General features: G+C 56.9%; 17 protein-coding genes. 3 read left to right on the forward strand and 14 right to left on the reverse strand.

Going from position 1 to position 18,427, the window contains the following annotated elements; genetic code table 11:
• Positions 1-250: 250 nt before the first annotated feature.
• Positions 251-1,615 carry an ethanolamine permease gene (eat, locus tag AC19YX_RS24370; RefSeq protein ID WP_421548395.1) on the forward strand — a complete coding sequence of 455 codons (1,365 nt, stop codon included), beginning with the start codon at positions 251-253 and terminating at the stop codon, positions 1,613-1,615.
• A gap of 131 nt (positions 1,616-1,746) precedes the next feature.
• A complete protein-coding gene (locus AC19YX_RS24375) occupies positions 1,747-1,914 on the forward strand; it encodes a DUF2897 family protein (RefSeq protein WP_078470697.1) in 168 nt (55 codons plus the stop codon).
• A 45-nt stretch (positions 1,915-1,959) separates the two neighbouring features.
• Here the strand turns inward: AC19YX_RS24375 and AC19YX_RS24380 are convergent, their stop codons facing one another.
• Together AC19YX_RS24380 and AC19YX_RS24385 are read right to left on the reverse strand one after the other, a co-directional pair.
• Entirely contained in the window at positions 1,960-2,808 is an 849-nt protein-coding gene (locus AC19YX_RS24380) for an urea carboxylase-associated family protein (protein ID WP_078470698.1), read from the reverse strand.
• An 18-nt stretch (positions 2,809-2,826) separates the two neighbouring features.
• Positions 2,827-3,477, reverse strand: coding sequence for a GntR family transcriptional regulator (locus tag AC19YX_RS24385; RefSeq protein WP_421548397.1), 651 nt, complete (start codon positions 3,475-3,477; stop codon positions 2,827-2,829).
• 182 nt (positions 3,478-3,659) lie between these two features.
• On the opposite strand from AC19YX_RS24385, the gene AC19YX_RS24390 reads away from it, so the two are divergent.
• On the forward strand, positions 3,660-4,229 hold the full coding sequence (locus AC19YX_RS24390; RefSeq protein ID WP_078470700.1) for a TetR/AcrR family transcriptional regulator: 570 nt from the start codon (positions 3,660-3,662) through the stop codon (positions 4,227-4,229).
• A gap of 155 nt (positions 4,230-4,384) precedes the next feature.
• On the opposite strand, the gene AC19YX_RS24395 is transcribed toward AC19YX_RS24390, so the two are convergent.
• The 12 genes from AC19YX_RS24395 to serC form a co-directional block, all read right to left on the reverse strand.
• Positions 4,385-4,720 carry a ComEA family DNA-binding protein gene (locus AC19YX_RS24395; RefSeq protein ID WP_078470701.1) on the reverse strand — a complete coding sequence of 112 codons (336 nt, stop codon included), beginning with the start codon at positions 4,718-4,720 and terminating at the stop codon, positions 4,385-4,387.
• A gap of 112 nt (positions 4,721-4,832) precedes the next feature.
• On the reverse strand, positions 4,833-6,827 hold the full coding sequence (locus AC19YX_RS24400; protein ID WP_500607223.1) for a polysaccharide biosynthesis protein: 1,995 nt from the start codon (positions 6,825-6,827) through the stop codon (positions 4,833-4,835).
• A 104-nt stretch (positions 6,828-6,931) separates the two neighbouring features.
• Entirely contained in the window at positions 6,932-7,951 is a 1,020-nt protein-coding gene (locus AC19YX_RS24405) for an MraY family glycosyltransferase (protein ID WP_078470703.1), read from the reverse strand.
• A gap of 102 nt (positions 7,952-8,053) precedes the next feature.
• Positions 8,054-9,016, reverse strand: coding sequence for a UDP-glucose 4-epimerase family protein (locus AC19YX_RS24410; protein WP_500607224.1), 963 nt, complete (start codon positions 9,014-9,016; stop codon positions 8,054-8,056).
• Positions 9,017-9,414: 398 nt separating this feature from the next.
• The gene (gene ihfB / locus AC19YX_RS24415) at positions 9,415-9,711 is read right to left on the reverse strand and encodes an integration host factor subunit beta (RefSeq protein WP_020299643.1); all 297 of its coding nucleotides are present in this window, start codon (positions 9,709-9,711) and stop codon (positions 9,415-9,417) included.
• A gap of 145 nt (positions 9,712-9,856) precedes the next feature.
• Positions 9,857-10,138 (reverse strand): hypothetical protein, encoded by a 282-nt coding sequence (locus AC19YX_RS24420; protein WP_078470705.1) that lies wholly within the window; start codon positions 10,136-10,138, stop codon positions 9,857-9,859.
• Positions 10,139-10,328: 190 nt separating this feature from the next.
• On the reverse strand, positions 10,329-12,023 hold the full coding sequence (gene rpsA / locus AC19YX_RS24425) for a 30S ribosomal protein S1 (protein ID WP_020299641.1): 1,695 nt from the start codon (positions 12,021-12,023) through the stop codon (positions 10,329-10,331).
• 120 nt (positions 12,024-12,143) lie between these two features.
• Entirely contained in the window at positions 12,144-12,833 is a 690-nt protein-coding gene (gene cmk / locus AC19YX_RS24430; protein WP_500607225.1) for a (d)CMP kinase, read from the reverse strand.
• Positions 12,830-15,037 carry a bifunctional prephenate dehydrogenase/3-phosphoshikimate 1-carboxyvinyltransferase gene (locus tag AC19YX_RS24435; RefSeq protein WP_500607317.1) on the reverse strand — a complete coding sequence of 736 codons (2,208 nt, stop codon included), beginning with the start codon at positions 15,035-15,037 and terminating at the stop codon, positions 12,830-12,832. The genes cmk and AC19YX_RS24435 overlap by 4 nt, the downstream gene beginning before the upstream one ends.
• Before the next feature lie 28 nt (positions 15,038-15,065).
• Positions 15,066-16,178, reverse strand: coding sequence for a histidinol-phosphate transaminase (hisC, locus tag AC19YX_RS24440; protein ID WP_078470707.1), 1,113 nt, complete (start codon positions 16,176-16,178; stop codon positions 15,066-15,068).
• 10 nt (positions 16,179-16,188) lie between these two features.
• Entirely contained in the window at positions 16,189-17,283 is a 1,095-nt protein-coding gene (gene pheA / locus AC19YX_RS24445) for a prephenate dehydratase (RefSeq protein ID WP_007899727.1), read from the reverse strand.
• Positions 17,283-18,368, reverse strand: coding sequence for a 3-phosphoserine/phosphohydroxythreonine transaminase (serC, locus tag AC19YX_RS24450; RefSeq protein WP_078470937.1), 1,086 nt, complete (start codon positions 18,366-18,368; stop codon positions 17,283-17,285). Before serC ends, pheA begins: the two co-directional genes overlap by 1 nt.
• Positions 18,369-18,427: the final 59 nt, after the last annotated feature.

The raw sequence follows: 18,427 nt of genomic DNA on the forward strand, positions 1-18,427 counted from the left end.
GAAAGCGTAAAGAGTGGCTTTGCATGCCCTTTACGCCTGTCTGCAAGGAGCCGATCACCATTGGCCACGCCAACAGCGGCGCCCCGATGCAAGGCACGCGGGCGCCCCATTTCGAACGCTTTCAGGGGCGAAAAAGGGCTAAACATCCTCGATACGACAGCTTTCACAGCTTTGCGACGTACTGGCCAAGACTGGCATGGCCGGTGCAGCCCTCCCCCCTGAGCACTTCAAACCGTTCAGGGAGCATGCGATGAACACACAACTCAAGCCCACCTTGGGCACGCTGCACTTATGGGGTATTGCGGTCGGCCTGGTGATTTCCGGGGAGTACTTCGGCTGGAGTTATGGCTGGGGCGTGGCCGGGACCCTGGGGTTTCTGCTGACCTCACTGATGGTCGCGACCATGTACACCTGCTTCATATTCAGCTTCACCGAGCTGACCACCGCGATTCCCCATGCCGGCGGGCCCTTTGCCTACAGCCGTCGGGCCTTTGGTGAAAAGGGCGGGCTGATTGCGGGTCTGGCGACCTTGATCGAGTTCGTCTTCGCCCCGCCGGCCATCGCCCTGGCGATTGGCGCCTACCTGAACGTGCAGTTTCCCGCCCTCGACCCGAAACACGCCGCAGTCGGCGCCTACCTGGTGTTCATGGGGCTGAATATTCTCGGGGTGAAACTGGCCGCCACCTTCGAACTGGTGGTGTGCGTGCTGGCGGTGGCCGAACTGCTGGTGTTCATGGGCGTGGTCGCTCCGGCGTTCAGCTTCAGCAACTTCGCCCTCAATGGCTGGGCCGGTTCGGACACCTTCGGCGCGCCGGCGATTGCCGGGATGTTCGCGGCCATTCCATTCGCCATTTGGTTCTTCCTCGCCATCGAAGGTGCAGCCATGGCCGCCGAAGAAGCCAAGGACCCGAAACGCACCATTCCCAAGGCCTACATCAGCGGCATCCTGACCCTGGTGCTACTGGCCATGGGCGTGATGTTCTTTGCCGGCGGCGTGGGTGACTGGCGCACCTTGTCGAACATTAATGACCCGCTGCCCCAGGCAATGAAGACCGTGGTCGGCGAAAGCTCGGGATGGCTGCATATGTTGGTGTGGATCGGCCTGTTCGGCCTGGTGGCGAGCTTCCACGGCATCATCCTTGGCTACTCGCGGCAATTCTTCGCCCTCGCCCGCGCCGGCTACCTGCCCAAATCGCTGTCCAGACTGTCACGTTTCCAGACCCCGCACCGTGCCATCATCGCGGGCGGCCTGATCGGTATCGCCGCCATCTACAGTGACGGCCTGATCAACCTGGGCGGCATGACGCTGACGGCGGCAATGATCACCATGGCGGTGTTCGGAGCGATTGTGATGTACATCATGAGCATGCTCAGCCTGTTCAAGCTGCGCAAAACCGAGCCCAACCTGGAACGTACTTTCCGTGCCCCGGGCTACCCGCTGGTACCCGCCATCGCCCTGGCACTGGCGGTGGTTTGCCTGGTGGCCATGGCCTGGTTCAACACCCTGATCGGGCTGATCTTTCTCGGTTTCATGGCGGCCGGCTTCATCTACTTCCAGCTCACCGCGCAACTGCGCGCCGAGGCTCCAGCGGACGCGATGCTCACCGGGCTCTGACAACGGAGCGGACGCATGCCCGCCTGATCAGGCATACAATGGAACCACTGCGAAACGCTTTAACTCAAAGTGGTACAGGCAGGCTCGCAGGCGAACCCTTCGCCCACCGGCCTGCCATCAAGGAGAGCCCTATGCCCTGGTATGCCTGGTTGATTCTGGTGGTTGCTATAGGTTCGATCGTCGGCGGCTTGATGATGCTGCGCGACACCGCCGACAAGGTGGAACTGACCGATGAGCAACGTAAACGCGTCGCCGAGCGCAACGCACAAATGGATGCCAAGGAAGCGCAAGACCGTTAAACCTCAAGCCCCTTCCCTGATCAGGAAGGGGCTTTTCAATGGCCGCTATTCCCAATCGGCCCTGGCCAGTTGCAGACCATGCTGCCCCTTATAGGCCGCACGTTCGGGTTGGCTCCAACCCTCGAGCAACGATTCCTCCAGCTGATAAATCTCCACCCCCAACGGTCGGCAGACGCTCAACGGATCCTGGGCATCCGGCCCCCACATCGGCAACGACAGATCGCCGCCGGGACAGGTCGACAACGCACACAGCACGTCGATCTCGGCGAAGAACTCCAGGTAGTCGCCCTTCTGCGCCGGACAGGCCTTCATGAAATACAGGTCGTCATGGTTGAGCCCGGTGCACTGAAAGATATTCAACACATCGTGCACATCGAACTCGGTCAGGCCATGGGGCAGCACGGCGCGGGTCAGATTGGAGTGGCAATGGTGATGGAAGTCCTCGCCGGTCAGCATCCGGTTGACGTAGGGGTCGCAGCGCGTGCCCAGCAGGTCATGCACCCGGCCACCATGCTCATCGATGCCGTAGCTGGCCAGACTGTCATCGGTGATGGTGACCAACGGCCGCAGAAACGGGAGATTCGACCAGAGCCGGTCATGGGTGCTGACGTGGGCACCCTGCAATTGCCGGGTTCGCGCCGCCCACAACCGCTCCCGAGGGTCATTGGCATTCCAGACATTGAAGTCGCCAACCTGAGGCCCCACCGGGGTGGTCACCCGAAACACATGCCCGGCGGGTACTTTCCAGGCACGCCCGGTGCGGATCGGAACCTCGAACTGCTCGATCAGCCGGCGCTTGTCGGGTGTATCGCGGATCCGCTCATAAAACGCCGTGTCTACCTGCAAAGCAGAGCCTTTGCTCACCTGATAAGCGGCTGGATAGTCCTTGTACATGGTTGAAGCCCTCGCGGGTTAACGGGAAGCCTGATTGAGAATGTCGAGCAGCAAACGCTCGGAGTCGTCCAGATACCCTTCCATGGCCACACCCGCCTGGTACCTGTCGCCTTCGGCCAGCAAGTCATGGATATGCCGGTCCCGCGTCAGCCAGGGGGCCTGGAAATGCTGCTCGTCCGGGGCGGCACAAAACACCAGTCGCATCTGTGCCACAACGTTGGTGAAGAACTCGTCGAACAACCGACTGCCCATCAACCCCACAACATGCTGGTGGAAACCCAGGCTATGGGTGCCTACCGAGCGCCAGTCTTCACGCTCCCATGCCAACTGCGCGGCCTCAATGGATTCGAGCATGCGATCGGACTGGTAGTCGCGCAAAGGCCGGCTATTGGCGATGGCCTGCAACTCCAGCGTCCGGCGCACCTGGAACAGATCACGTACTTCTTCCGTGCCCAAGCGCCGGACCATGACCCCCTTGTTGCGCACATAACGGGTCAAGCCTTCCTGCCCAAGCTGATGCAAGGCTTCGCGGATGGTATTGCGCGAAGCGTTGTAAGCCGCCACCAGCTCGCTTTCGATCAACGCCATCCCGGGCAGCAGGCGCCCACCGATAATATCGTCACGCAATTCGAGCCTGATCTGATCGGCCAGTGACACACCTGCACTCATGGGGCGCCTCGACATTGTTCAACAATCACTGAACAACAGATAACCACTAATCGTGCCAACTACCCACATCCCGTCAGCAACGGACTGACTCCGCCGACAGCTGGCCGTCGGGACTTTGAAGTACAGTCACCATCTGATTAACCTTGGTTAAGATGGCGCCTCAGTTTGTGGAGATTTCTAAGATGCGGTACTCACCAGACCACAAAGCCCAGACCCACCAGCGCATCATCAAAGAGGCTTCGCAGCGCTTCCGACGTGACGGTATCGGCGCCACCGGACTGCAACCGCTGATGAAAGCCTTAGGCCTGACCCACGGAGGCTTCTACTCGCATTTCGCGTCCAAGGACGAACTGGTCGAGAAAGCCCTGCAAGCCTCGGCTGCAGAGCTCGACGAGCATTGCGCCCAGCTGTTTAGCGAGCAGCGACCGCTGCACGCCTTTATCGACAACTACCTTTCCGAATGGCATCAAAGCTCCCCTCACCAAGGGTGCCCCCTGCCGACCATGTCCGCAGAATTGGGCTTGCGCGGCCAGCCAAGCCCCACCACCGATGCCATCCTCAAGGCCCGACTTGAGCAAGTGCAAAACGCCTTGCTGGGTACAGAGCAGGCTAACGATCAAAGCCTGCTGATCATGTCGACCTTGGTTGGTGCCCTGGTACTGTCGCGCAGTGTGCAAAGCACCGAGCTGGCTCGACGCATACTGGATGTCGCGCGTGAGCAACTGAAGCAGACGCCACCGTCATCGAGCTGAACAGGCTTGCGTGAAGCACTTGGGAATTTTGGCCGCAGCCACATTGCGCAGCGCCTGCTTCGCAACGTTCAGCTCACAAAAAAGCCTGCCTACACTCACCAAAACCGACGCAAAAAAAAGCCGGTCAATGACCGGCTTCAGACGTTAGATCAGCTTCAATTGACCTCGAGTTTCTCGCGGTTCTTTTCCAGCAACACCTTGCCGATCCCTTTGACTTCCAGCAATTCATCCACCGATGTGAACGGGCCATTGCTTTCGCGATAAGCGATGATGGCCTTCGCTTTGGTTTCACCGACACCGAAAAGCTCACGCTGCAATGCTGCTACATCAGCGGTATTCAAATCGAGCTTGGTTACCGCGACCGTTGCGGGAGCTGAAGCAACGATCGGAGCTTCAGTTTGCGATTTGGCAACAGGAGCAGCGTTGACGACAGTCGCCGCCACGCCGGCCAGCAATGCAAAGATCAACGAAGAAAAGTAAGGGTTACGCATTGAGTGACTCTCCATGACATCGATTAGGAAAAGCAGCTTTCCGAAGCTGCCTTCCAAACCTAGGTGATGTGCCGGGCAAGTCAAAAGTGGGTGAGTTACAGCTTATGTAGGTCTAGGGTTTGAGGCGCCGCTGCTGATAAATCCAATCAACAATCTCCCCGTCCGGGGTATAGCCGCTGACCGTCTCGCGCAGCAATTGGCGAACCCGGGCGTAGTCATCCAGCTCAACAGCAGCAAGCAGTTCGGTCAGCCGGACCTTCAATACATCCCAAGGCAAATGGTCTTCGTTGGCACTCATGATCATGGGGTGATCGGTCGCAGCAACGTTGTCGCCAATCAGCAACTCTTCGTAAAGCTTTTCACCCGGACGCAGACCTGTGAACTCGATGGCGATATCACCATGCGGGTTCTTGTCCGAACGCACGCTCAGGCCCGAAAGGTGAATCATCTTCTCCGCCAACTCGACGATCTTGACCGGCTCCCCCATATCCAGCACGAAAACATCACCGCCCTGCCCCATGGAGCCGGCCTGAATCACCAATTGAGCCGCTTCAGGGATGGTCATGAAGTAACGGGTGATCTTGGGATGGGTGACCGTTAGCGGGCCGCCAGATTTGATCTGCTTATGGAACAACGGAATGACTGAACCGGAAGATCCCAGCACATTGCCGAAGCGAACCATGGTGAAGCGGGTTTTATTGACTCGAGAAATATTCGACTCATCGCCCAGAAAAACGGGAGCCAGTTCACGACTCAACGCCTGCAGAGTCAATTCGGCAAGACGCTTGGTACTGCCCATGACATTGGTCGGGCGAACAGCCTTATCTGTAGAGATAAGTACAAAGTTTGCGACACCTGCCTGCAAAGCGGCCTGAGCCGTATTCAGTGTGCCGATGACGTTATTCAGGACACCTTCGGCAATGTTGTGCTCGACCATCGGCACATGCTTGTACGCCGCGGCGTGGTAGACCGTATCGACCTTCCAGGTTGTCATCACATCTAACAACTTCGCCTGATTACGGGCCGAGCCTAAAATGGGTAGCAACTTGACCGGCAATGATTCGCGCGCGATGCGCTGCTCCAACTCTGACAGAATGCTGTAAAGATTGAATTCACTATGGTCGAACAGCAGCAGCGTCGTTGGCTCGGACGAAAGTATCTGCCTGCAAAGTTCAGAGCCGATAGACCCACCCGCTCCCGTCACCAGAACAATTCGCCCTTTGATACAACGGGCAAGCAGCTCCTCCTGCGCGGGCACTGCATCACGCCCCAGCAAGTCAGCAATATCCACCTCTTGAATGTCATCGACCTTTACCCGACCACTGGCAAGGTCCATAAAACCGGGAACACTGCGCACGTGCAGTGGGTACTTCTCCAGGAAACCCAATATTTCCCGACGACGACTGCGGCTTGATGAAGGGATAGCCAGGAGCACTTCGATCGCCCCTGTATCATCAATCATCTGTTTGATGTGTTTTGGCTTATAGACCTGCAACCCGGAGATCACCCGATCGGCGATGCTGCTGTCATCATCGATAAAGGCCACGGGACGCATAAGCTTACCCATGCGCAATGCAGCAACAAGCTGGTTACCAGCAGCGCCGGCTCCATAGATGGCAACTTTGGGCAGCCCATCATCGCGATTAGTAAAAGGAACATGCTGTGCTGCGGTAAACCAGTCACCGATAAAGTACTGGCGCATCACCAGACGTAATCCACCTACCAGAACCATGCTCAACCACCAATAGTTGAACACGATGGAACGAGGGACGACCGTTTGATGATTACTGTACAAGTACACAACCAGGGCCAGTATCAACGCAGATAAACTGACTGCTTTGGCAATGGCGATCAGCGCATCGTTACCAAAGTAACGCATCACCGCGCGATACATTCCAAACCGGACAAAAAGCGGAATTGCCACCACCGGCGCGCTCAAAAATAGCCAGAGATGAACGACAAAGGGATTGTTCAGATCCTCGAACCCCAACCTCACAACAAACGCCATCCACAAGGCGATCCAAACCAACACAATGTCGGTGGCCACCTGAAGGAAGCGCTTTTGTCGGCGCGGAAGGCTCAATAGATATGTTCGTATTTTATCCATAACCTCTGTTACTACCTCAATCCCTAGGCTTGATAACCATGGTGTATTGATTTATTTGGTCAGCAAGCCAATACGTGTTCCACGCTAACCCATGCAGATGTGCATCAGCTTTTTTGTTCCAGCTCTCCAGCATGGAATCTGAGTGCCAGGAAAATCAAAGGCAGATAAGCCAGCGCAACACCAATAATACCATCCAGCCCAAAAAGACTGACGCCAAGCGCTATTGGCAGCAACCAGAACAGATTAATAAACACGACTGCAAGCGTGACCGGCAGATGGCGCTCAAACTGTCGGGAAGCGAATTGATATCCATGGCTACGGTGCGCTTCATAAACCTTGTCCCCTCTCAGCAGACGCCGGATCAAGGTGAAAGTAGCGTCAACGATGAATACGCCCAGCAGGATCAGCCACACCCATAAAAATTGTGGCGAGTCCCACGCAGCTTGCAGAGACAGGACGCCGAGGATAATGCCGAGAAAACCACTGCCCGCATCCCCCATGAAAATGCGTGCCGGTGGGAAATTCCAGTAGAGGAATCCGAGCACAGCCATCGCCAGTAACAATGGCGACCAAATCAAATGCTCATTGCCAGTCAACCAATAGATCAGGCAAGCCCCCAGGCACGTACAAATAGCCTCAACACTGGCGATACCATCAATTCCATCCATGAAGTTGTAGAGATTGAGCAACCAGACCAGATAAAAAGCAGCCAGGGCGTGGCCCAGCCAACCAAGGCTGATGTCAGCCCCAAAAATTTTGATAGTCGGCAGCCCACCCAACCAGAGCAATGCCCACGCCGCGGCAAGGAAATGCGCCAATAATCGCCAGCGGGCGGCGATATGCCCGTGATCATCCAGAAACCCAACAATTGCTATCAGTCCTCCAGCTCCCGTCAGTGCCCATACAACAGGCAATGGCATCTCAACTGCTACCGCCAGAAACGGCAAAGTGAGAAGGAAACTAAGGACAATTGCCACCCCGCCCCCGCGCGGCGTTGGCACCGTATGAGAGCTACGCCCATTAGGTATATCCATAAGGCTGCGCGCCAATGCGTATCGACGTAGTACCCATGTGAGCAAAAGCGAGGCAAGTGCCACCCCCGCAAAAAAGTACCAAATTGCCATTTACGATTCAGTTCCTGAAACCATATGAGAGTTCATCAGCGGACAGATCCAAGGCGCTAACATCCGGATGAGAATAACTGCGCTCGTTGGACCGCCTGCGGATTACTTACGCTGTTCAATAAAATGCTGAGCGGTGACGCGCAGTGCAGCGTCAACACTCAGGGGAGGAGTCCAGCCTAACAACTCGCGGGTTTTACTGATATCGACCTGGAGCGAACCGCATAAGCGCTGGGAAAGAGCTTTTCTGCCGAGAAGCGTAGCCCCTGTCTCAAGCATCCAACTGGGTACAGGCAGTAGACGAGCCGGAGAGCCAAGGGCTTGCCCCATTCTACGCAACAACTCAGTCGTAGAAAGATCCTCACCATCGCTAACCAGAAAGGTCTGATTGGCAGCCGCAGGGTGACTCAGACAGGTAACAACTAAATCAACCAGATTTCCCAGCGCCACCAGACTACGGCGATTATTAATCGCCCCCAATGGCAGCGGCACTCCCTTGTTCAACCAACGCATCATATTCAGAAAATTGGCTTTCACGCCCGGTCCGTAAACGAGAGTGGGCCGGATAATGACAACCTCCATCCCGGTTTTCCTGGCGATCTCCCTTAATCCCTGCTCGGCTTCCATTTTAGAAATACCATAGGGATCTGCTGGTGCAGGTTCAGCATCTGCAAAATAAGGAGCGCCTGGAACTGTTCCTTCGCCATTGACCTTGATCGAGCTAATAAATACAAAGCGACGAACGCCCGCTTGTGCTGCTTGTCGGGCCAGATTGAGAGATCCTTCAACATTTACCCGACGAAAATCACGAAGGCTGTCACTTGAGGTTTCATTCATGACATGGACACGTGCCGCAGCATGAACAACAGCGCTGCATCCACCTAAGGCATCCCCCCAAGCTGTATTTCCATCGATATCGGCAACTTTCGCAACGACTGTGGACTCAGGAAAATCGTTTACATGCGTTCGCAGCACTGCAACCAATTCATTTATTGGGGAGATGGATAACCGCTCGTGAACAGCACGGCCCACAAGGCCGGACACTCCGGTCAAAAGGATCCTGCTCATCTTACCTCTTGAAATTTAGATACTTATTGATTCAGTGAAATCGGCCAGCTAGAAACATCAAACCTTGATGAATCGCCTTCAAATCAAGAGTAATGACCCAAATACTGATTAAAAAACAGACAGAAAAATTCTACACGCCCCATAGAATCACACGGTACATGCGCTCTTTGAATGCGTCAGATGTGGAACTCAAAATAAAAATTTTGCAAAGCGGCCATCCACCGAAAAAACAGAAGAACTACACCATCAATCTCAGAGTATTTTTAGTAAAATCCGACCTGCCTTAATATTTGTTATATAGACGCGGCAAAGTACGCCACGCAATAACACCAGCGCCAAAAGTCAAAAACAACCAAGTCTGGCAACTTCAATCATTACCCTCGTGTATATACTTAAAATTAAAAACCCTCTTCCTCTTCTTCATTCACTCGATCGCGCAGTTCTTTACCCGGCTTGAAATGCGGCACGAATTTCCCGTCGAGGCTTACCGACTGCCCTGTCTTCGGGTTGCGACCCACTCGCGGCGCACGGTAGTGCAGTGAGAAACTACCAAACCCCCGAATTTCTATCCGGTCGCCGGTAGCGAGGCATTGGGACATTTGCTCAAGCATAGTCTTGATGGCCAGCTCGACATCCTTGGATGACAGCAGCCCTTGATGGGTGACAATTCGTTCGATCAACTCCGACTTCGTCATATTTTTCCCTTCTTTTTCAAGCAGCTAGGTCAGTGCTCAGAAGGTTTTAGCATGCTCTGAGGATTTTGAACAGCCCGTGTATTGACTTATCTGCTGGACCACAATTGCATCGCATCTAGCGCCCCCTTCAGCACCTCAGAGCCACTTACCTACACATGACCAGCATTGTGCGGGTAACGTAGCCAGCGGGGTTCCAGCCGAAGGGATAATCGCCCTCCTCGTCCTTCGCATCGCTAGACTTGGTTATGACCTTGTACCCACCGGCTTTGCACTCCTTAGCCGCGCGCTTGTAACATTTATCCCAATCCGAGCCCAAACCCGAGCAATCAATTTCAATTCCACTGACGCCACGTATCGCATGGGTCTTGGCGCTGGTAGTACATCCAGCAAGAAGGAGCACGGCGACAATAACTGCGAGTCTGTTCATTCCCTTCCTTATGCAGCATAGGCTGCGATGCTGACACCCTTTCAACCCAAGCCTAGCTCCTGATGAGCAAGCTTGTTGCTTGTAAGAAGAGACAACTCACTGCATATGTTGGTTTCAGAAGGGTTTAACTCAAATTCAAGGCACAAAAAAGGGCGACCGAAGTCGCCCTTTTTCTATGGTCTTACAGAACTTAGTTCTGTTTTTCCATTTGTGCACGCAACAGGTCGCCCAGAGTGGTAGGACCAGCAGCGATGTCCGAAGCAGCTGGCTTGTCGCGCAGGCTTTGGATTGCTTCTTTCTCGTCTTCAACGTCTTTCGACTTGATCGAGAGCTGGATTACGCGGCTCTTGCGGTCAACGCTGATGATCTTGGCTTCAACTTCTTCGCCTTCTTTCAGAACGTTACGTGCATCTTCGATGCGGTCACGGCTGATTTCGGAGGCTTTCAGAGTAGCTTCGATATCGTTGGCCAGGGTGATGATGGCGCCTTTGGCGTCAACTTCTTTTACAACACCCTTAACGATTGCGCCTTTATCGTTCTCTTGAACGTACTCGGAGAACGGATCACTTTCCAGTTGCTTGATGCCCAGGGAGATACGCTCACGCTCTGGGTCAACCGACAGGATAACGGTGTCCAGCTCGTCGCCCTTCTTGAAGCGGCGTACGGCTTCTTCGCCCACTTCGTTCCAGGAGATGTCGGACAGGTGAACCAGGCCGTCGATGCCGCCGTCCAGACCAATGAAGATACCGAAATCGGTGATCGACTTGATGGTGCCGGAGATTTTATCGCCCTTGTTGAACTGGCCAGAGAAATCTTCCCATGGGTTAGATTTGCACTGTTTGATACCGAGGGAGATACGACGACGTTCTTCGTCGATGTCCAGAACCATAACTTCCACTTCGTCGCCGACTTGTACGACTTTCGAAGGGTGGATGTTCTTGTTGGTCCAGTCCATTTCGGAAACGTGTACCAGGCCTTCAACGCCTTCTTCCAGCTCAGCGAAGCAGCCGTAGTCGGTCAGGTTGGTTACACGCGCGGTAACGCGAGTGCTTTCTGGGTAACGAGCTTTGATAGCGACCCATGGATCTTCGCCCAGCTGCTTCAAGCCCAGGGAGACACGGTTACGTTCACGATCGTACTTCAGAACCTTGACATCGATCTCGTCGCCAACGTTGACGATTTCGGAAGGATGCTTGATACGCTTCCAAGCCATGTCGGTGATGTGCAGCAGGCCATCAACGCCACCCAGATCGACGAATGCGCCGTAATCGGTGAGGTTTTTAACGATACCTTTGACTTGCTGGCCTTCCTGCAGGGATTCCAGCAGAGCTTCACGCTCGGCGGAGTTCTCGGCTTCGAGGACGCTGCGACGGGAAACGACAACGTTGTTGCGCTTCTGGTCCAGCTTGATGACCTTGAATTCCAGCTCTTTGCCTTCCAGGTGCGTGGTGTCGCGCACTGGACGGACGTCAACCAGAGAACCTGGCAGGAACGCACGGATGCCGTTAACGTCGACAGTGAAGCCGCCTTTAACCTTACCGTTGATAACGCCCTTGACCACTTCTTCGGCTGCGAAGGCTGCTTCCAGAACAATCCAGCATTCAGCGCGCTTGGCTTTTTCACGGGACAGCTTGGTTTCACCAAAGCCATCTTCAACCGAGTCCAGCGCAACGTGAACTTCGTCACCGACGTTGATAGTCAGGTCGCCAGCGTCGTTGTAGAACTGCTCAAGCGGGATGAGTGCTTCAGACTTCAGGCCAGCGTGAACGGTTACCCAACGAGCTTGGTAATCGATATCAACGATAACACCGGTGATGATGGAGCCTGCCTGAAGGTTCAGGGTTTTTAGGCTTTCTTCAAAGAGTTCCGCAAAGCTTTCGCTCATTTTAATTCCTGTTGATAAGGGCGAAGAATACGCCCATCTGCCACATCCCAGACGATGTGGGTTACGTTCATATAAAAGAAAGAACGCGGGACTATGACTGGTTCCCCACGCTCTTCTTGGTCACCCGGCGATGTCGCGAATGGCGATCTCGCTCAGAATGCGTTCCAGCACCTGCTCGATGGACAACTCCGTGGAATCCAGCTGTATGGCGTCAGCCGCCGGTTTAAGCGGGGCTACCGCTCGCTGGGTGTCGCGCTCATCGCGCGCACGAATCTCATCTAGCAGACTCGACAGACTAACACCATCTACTTTTCCCTTCAACTGCAGGTAACGGCGACGTGCACGCTCCTCGGCACTGGCAGTGAGGAAAATCTTCAACGGCGCCTCTGGAAAAACCACCGTCCCCATGTCACGACCGTCAGCCACGAGGCCCGGCGGCTCCTGGAAGGCCCGCTGGCGCTGCAACAGCGCATCACGCACCGCGGGTAATGCGGCTACCTGGGAAGCCCAGGCGCCCACCTGCTCATTGCGCAGATCATCAGTGACATCGTCACCTTCGAGAATGATGCGCTGCGGATGCCCTTCAGTCGCACCGAGGAACTGTACATCGAGATGAGCCGCGAGCAATTTCAGCGACTCTTCGTTGGTCAGGTCGACGCCATGGTTGCGTGCAGCAAATGCCAGCAACCGGTACAAGGCCCCGGAGTCCAGCAGGCACCAGCCCAGACGCTTGGCCAGCATCCCGGCGATGGTTCCCTTGCCAGAACCACTAGGCCCATCGATGGTGATTACAGGTGCCTTGATGTTCACGACTGAGCCTCTTGCGCTACGCGGATACCGACCTGCGCGCACAGCGCGAGGAAGTTGGGGAAAGAAGTCGCCACGTTCGCGCAATCATGAATGCGGATCGGAGCATTGGCACGCAGCGAAGCCACGCTGAAAGCCATCGCAATCCGGTGATCACCGTGACCGTGCACTTCACCGCCACCAATCTGGCCGCCATCGATGATGATGCCGTCCGGCGTAGGTTCGCACTTGACGCCCAGCGCCAGCAGGCCGTCGGCCATGACCTGGATACGATCAGACTCCTTGACCCGCAGCTCTTCAGCACCACGCAGCACGGTACGCCCTTCGGCGCAGGCCGCTGCGACAAACAGCACCGGGAACTCGTCAATGGCCAAGGGCACCAACTCTTCAGGAATCTCGACACCTTTGAGTTTAGCCGCCCGTACGCGCAGGTCTGCCACAGGTTCGCCACCGACTTCACGCTGGTTTTCTAGGGTGATATCCGCTCCCATCAGGCGCAGGATGTCGATCACGCCGGTGCGGGTCGGGTTGATACCGACATGCTCCAGCACCAACTCCGAACCCTCGGCGATCGACGCAGCCACCAGGAAGAACGCCGACGACGAGATATCGCCTGGTACTTCAATGTGCGTAGCAGTCAGTTTGTGGCCCGACTCAACCGAAGCAGTCGCACCGTCGACGCTGACCGGGTAGCCGAAACCGCGCAGCATACGCTCAGTATGGTCACGGGTCGGCGCAGGCTCGGTCACGGTAGTTTTGCCTTCGGCGTAAAGCCCCGCCAGCAGCAGGCAGGACTTAACCTGGGCACTGGCCATCGGCATGGTGTACGTCAGGCCCTTGAGCTTGCTGCCACCGCGAATGACCATCGGCGGACGACCTTCGGCAGCCGTTTCGATGACAGCGCCCATTTCCCGCAACGGGTTGGCCACGCGATTCATCGGACGCTTGGACAGCGACGCATCACCCGTCAGGGTGCTGTCGAAGTTCTGCGCCGCCAGGAGGCCGGACAGCAGGCGCATCGAGGTACCGGAGTTGCCCAGGTAGATAGGACCTGGAGCGGGCTTCAAGCCATGCAGGCCAACGCCGTGAATGGTTACGCGGCCGTGGTGCGGACCTTCTATCACCACGCCCATGTCGCGAAACGCCTGCAAGGTTGCCAGCGCGTCTTCGCCTTCGAGGAAACCTTCGACCTCGGTAACGCCTTCAGCCAGCGAGCCGAGCATGATCGAGCGGTGAGAAATCGACTTGTCACCCGGTACACGAATCCGCCCATTCAGGCGGCCACCAGGATTTGCCAGGAAAATCAGATCGTTGGAGTTCATAGCGTCCACATAGGCCCGGCGGGCCAGGATTTTACTGAAATGCTCGCGGGCAACCCGGGCGCGAGTGAATACGCCCAACAATTGGTGCCCATCCCCTGCATCGACCGCGTCGCGCAGAGCGTCGAGATCGTTGCGAAATGTATCGAGTGTGCGCAGTACCGCTTCGCGATTGGCGAGGAAGATGTCGTGCCACATGACCGGGTCGCTGCCGGCGATTCTCGTGAAATCGCGGAAACCGCCCGCAGCGTAACGGAAGATGTCCAGATTTTCACTGCGCTTGGCCAACGAGTCGACCAGGCCGAATGCCAGCAGGTGGGGCAAATGACTGGTCGCCGCCAACACTTCATCGTGGCGCTCGACCTGCATATGCTCGACATCCGCTCCCAGCTCGCGCCATAACCGATCGACCAGCCTCAACGCCTCGGGGTCGGTCTGCTCCAGCGGAGTCAGAATTACTTTATGTCGACGAAACAGCTGGGCATTGGACGCCTCGACGCCGCTCTGCTCGGAACCGGCAATCGGGTGCCCCGGCACGAAGCGCGGCGGCATGCCACCAAAGGCCTCGGTTGCAGCGCGCACCACGTTGCCCTTGGCGCTGCCGACATCCGTCAGGATCGCCTGCCCCAGGTCCATGCCAGCCAAGAGCGCCAGGAGCTTTTCCATGGCCAGGATCGGTACTGCCAGCTGGATCACATCAGCACCCTGGCAGGCCACGGCGAGGTCTTCTTCGCAGCGGTCCACCACGCCCAATTCGACTGCCAACTTGCGCGATTGAGGATCCAGATCGACCCCTACCACCTCGCGACACACCCCGCTTTCACGCAGGCCCTTGGCAAAAGAGCCACCAATCAGCCCCAGACCGACCACCACCAGGCGACCGATCATAGGCACAGCAGATTGCATTGGAATGACATCAACCACGAGCCAGAACCTTGGACAACGCCTCGAGGAAGCGACTGTTTTCAGCCGGCAGACCGACGGTAATACGCAGGTGGTTTGGCATACCGTAATTGGCCACCGGACGCACAATCACACCCTCGCGCAGCAACCCCTGGAATACCGGAGCAGCCACCCTTCCCAGGTCAACGGCAATGAAGTTGCCCTTGGAAGGAATCCACGACAGTCCCAGCTCGCGAAAGCCCGCCTCCAGCTGCTGCATGCCAGCCTCATTCAGGCGACGGCTTTCAGCCAGGTATTCCTCGTCCTGCAACGCCGCACAGGCAGCAGCCAACGCCAGACTGTTGACGTTGAACGGCTGGCGAACCCGGTTCAGCACATCGGCCACCACCGGCGTCGACAAGCCATAACCCACACGCAACGACGCCAGGCCATAGGCCTTGGAGAAGGTCCGCGAAACCAGCAGATTCGGGTAGGCCGCCAGGAAATCCAGGCCGTCGGGCAAGTCGCTGCCTTCGGCGTACTCGATATAAGCCTCGTCCAGCACCACCAGCACATGCCCTGGCACATCCTGCAGGAACTCGTCCAACGCCTCGGCGCTGAACCAGGTACCGGTCGGGTTGTTCGGATTGGCGATAAACACCACCCGGGTATTGGCGTCGATTGCCTGGAGCATTGCAGGCAGGTCATGCCCCCAATCCTTGGCCGGAACCACGTGCGCCTGCGCGCCCACGGCCTGGGTGACAATCGGATAGACGGCAAAGGCATGGGCGCTGAATACGGCATTCAAGCCCGGGGCCAGGTAGGCACGAGCGACCAACTCCAGAATGTCGTTGGAACCGTTGCCCAGGGTGACCTGGCTCAGCTCGACAGCGCAACGCTCGGCCAACAGGGTCTTGAGGGCAAAACCATTGCCATCGGGATAACGTGTCAGCTCTGCCAGCTCGTCACGGATCGCCGCCAGCGCTTTGGGGCTGGCGCCCAGCGGGTTTTCGTTACTTGCCAGCTTGACGATTTTTGCCGGATCGATGTCCAGCTCACGCGCCAGTTCGTCCACGGGTTTGCCCGGAACGTAAGGCGAAAGTTGTTGCACGCCCGGCTGTGCCAGAGCGAGGAAGTCGCCACTCATTGTTAAAGCCTCAGAGAACCGCTTTCGGGTAGGAACCCAGCACCTTGAGTGCCACTGCTTCCTGACTGATCTTCTCCAGCACACCTTTGACCAATGGGTCGCGGTGATGGCCGACGAAGTCGATAAAGAACACATAGGTCCACTTGCCACTGCGCGAAGGTCGGGTTTCGATTCGCGTCAGGTCGATGCCGTTATCGTGGAATGGCACCAGCAGCTCATGCAGCGCGCCCGGCTTGTTGCTCATGGAGACGATGATCGAGGTCTTGTCGTCGCCAGTCGGCGGTACTTCCTGGCTGCCGATCATCAGGAACCGCGTGGAGTTGTCCGGGCGGTCCTCGATTTTCTCGGCCAGGCGAGTCAGGCCATACAAACCTGCTGCCATATCACCGGCAATCGCCGCCGAGTTCCACTCACCCTTGACCCGCTTCGCGGCCTCGGCATTGCTCGAGACGGCGACACGCTCCACATTCGGGTAGTGCGCGTCCAGCCACTTGCGGCACTGGGCGAGGGATTGGGCATGGGAGTAGATGCGGCTGATGCTGTCAGTCTTGGTGTTTTCACCGACCAGCAAATGGTGGTGAATCCGCAACTCGACTTCGCCACAGATGACCATGTCGTGCTCAAGGAAGCTGTCGAGGGTGTGGTTGACCGCGCCCTCGGTGGAGTTTTCCACCGGGACCACGCCAAAATTCACCGCACCGGCTGCCACTTCGCGGAACACTTCATCGATCGCTGCCATTGGCTTGCTGATCACGGCGTGACCGAAATGCTTCATCGCCGCGGCCTGGGTGAAGGTGCCTTCAGGGCCGAGGTAAGCCACTTTCAGCGGCTGCTCGAGCGCCAGGCACGACGACATGATTTCGCGAAACAAGCGCGCCATCTCTTCGTTGCCTAGCGGCCCCTGGTTACGCTCCATCACCCGCTTGAGCACCTGAGCTTCACGCTCAGGACGATAGAACACTGGCACTTCGCCTTCGGCCAGGGAGGCCATCTTGACGCGCGCGACTTCCTGGGCGCAGCGCGCACGCTCACTGATCAGTTCCAGGACCTTTTCGTCCAGGGCATCAATGCGCAGGCGCAGTGCCTTGAGTTCTTGCTCAGACATTAACCGTGTTCCTTCTCGAACTCTGCCATGTAGGCCACCAGCGCATTGACTGCGGTGATGTCGACGGCGTTGTAGATGGAGGCGCGCATGCCGCCAACCGAGCGGTGACCCTTGAGGTTCAACAGGCCACGCGCTTCGGCACCGGCCAGGAACGGCTTGTCCAGGCGATCGTCAGCCAAACGGAACGGCACGTTCATCCACGAGCGGTCGGACTTGTTGATCGGGTTGCTGTACAGGCCGCTGGCGTCGATGAAGTCATACAGCGTGCGCTGCTTCACTTCATTGAGCTTGCCGATGGCCTCTACGCCGCCTTGTTCCTTGAGCCACTCGAACACCAGCCCGGACAGATACCAGGCCAGGGTCGGCGGGGTGTTGTACATCGAGCCGTTATCCGCCGCGACCTTGTAGTCGAGCATGGTCGGGCACAGGGAGCGGGCACGCCCCAGCAGGTCTTCACGGATGATGTTGACCAGGATCCCGCTAGGGCCGATGTTTTTCTGCGCGCCGGCGTAGATCATGCCGAAACGGGAGATATCCACAGGGCGCGACAGGATGTCGGAAGACATGTCAGCCACCAGCGGAACGTCGCCGGTTTCCGGGATCCAGTTGAATTCCAGGCCGCCGATGGTTTCGTTCGGTGCGTAGTGAACGTAGGCCGCGTCTTTCGACAGCTGCCATTCGTTTTGGCCGGGAATGGCGAAATAGTCGTAGGGCTTGGCGGTGGCAGCCACATTGACGTGGCCGTAGCGCGAGGCTTCTTCAATGGCTTTCTGCGACCAGATACCGGTATCGATATAGTCGGCCGAGCCGTTTTCCGGCAACAGGTTCAGGGGGATCTGAGCAAATTGCTGGCTGGCGCCGCCCTGCAGAAACAGCACTTTGTAGTTCGAGGGGATATCCAGCAGGTCACGCAGATCCTGCTCAGCCTTGGTGGCAATGGACACGAACTCATCGCTGCGATGGCTCATCTCCATGACCGACAGGCCCTTGCCATGCCAATCCAGCAACTCGGCCTGGGCACGCGACAGGACAGCTTCAGGTAGCGCAGCGGGACCCGCGCAGAAGTTATAGGCTCGTTTGCTCACATCCACTCTCGCTATGCATTCACGGTAGCGGACAGAGCAAACACTCTGCCCTGCTACGA

This window comes from Pseudomonas sp. MF09150 (assembly GCF_059862355.1).

What these genes read in the sequence shown, in the direction of transcription:
- eat (WP_421548395.1), top strand. Translation starts at nt 251, where the DNA reads ATGAACACACAACTCAAGCCCACCTTGGGCACGCTGCACTTATGGGGT.
- AC19YX_RS24375 (WP_078470697.1), top strand. Translation starts at nt 1,747, where the DNA reads ATGCCCTGGTATGCCTGGTTGATTCTGGTGGTTGCTATAGGTTCGATC.
- AC19YX_RS24380 (WP_078470698.1), bottom strand. Translation starts at nt 2,808, where the DNA reads ATGTACAAGGACTATCCAGCCGCTTATCAGGTGAGCAAAGGCTCTGCT.
- AC19YX_RS24385 (WP_421548397.1), bottom strand. Translation starts at nt 3,477, where the DNA reads ATGAGTGCAGGTGTGTCACTGGCCGATCAGATCAGGCTCGAATTGCGT.
- AC19YX_RS24390 (WP_078470700.1), top strand. Translation starts at nt 3,660, where the DNA reads ATGCGGTACTCACCAGACCACAAAGCCCAGACCCACCAGCGCATCATC.
- AC19YX_RS24395 (WP_078470701.1), bottom strand. Translation starts at nt 4,720, where the DNA reads ATGCGTAACCCTTACTTTTCTTCGTTGATCTTTGCATTGCTGGCCGGC.
- AC19YX_RS24400 (WP_500607223.1), bottom strand. Translation starts at nt 6,827, where the DNA reads ATGGATAAAATACGAACATATCTATTGAGCCTTCCGCGCCGACAAAAG.
- AC19YX_RS24405 (WP_078470703.1), bottom strand. Translation starts at nt 7,951, where the DNA reads ATGGCAATTTGGTACTTTTTTGCGGGGGTGGCACTTGCCTCGCTTTTG.
- AC19YX_RS24410 (WP_500607224.1), bottom strand. Translation starts at nt 9,016, where the DNA reads ATGAGCAGGATCCTTTTGACCGGAGTGTCCGGCCTTGTGGGCCGTGCT.
- ihfB (WP_020299643.1), bottom strand. Translation starts at nt 9,711, where the DNA reads ATGACGAAGTCGGAGTTGATCGAACGAATTGTCACCCATCAAGGGCTG.
- AC19YX_RS24420 (WP_078470705.1), bottom strand. Translation starts at nt 10,138, where the DNA reads ATGAACAGACTCGCAGTTATTGTCGCCGTGCTCCTTCTTGCTGGATGT.
- rpsA (WP_020299641.1), bottom strand. Translation starts at nt 12,023, where the DNA reads ATGAGCGAAAGCTTTGCGGAACTCTTTGAAGAAAGCCTAAAAACCCTG.
- AC19YX_RS24435 (WP_500607317.1), bottom strand. Translation starts at nt 15,037, where the DNA reads ATGATCGGTCGCCTGGTGGTGGTCGGTCTGGGGCTGATTGGTGGCTCT.
- hisC (WP_078470707.1), bottom strand. Translation starts at nt 16,178, where the DNA reads ATGAGTGGCGACTTCCTCGCTCTGGCACAGCCGGGCGTGCAACAACTT.
- pheA (WP_007899727.1), bottom strand. Translation starts at nt 17,283, where the DNA reads ATGTCTGAGCAAGAACTCAAGGCACTGCGCCTGCGCATTGATGCCCTG.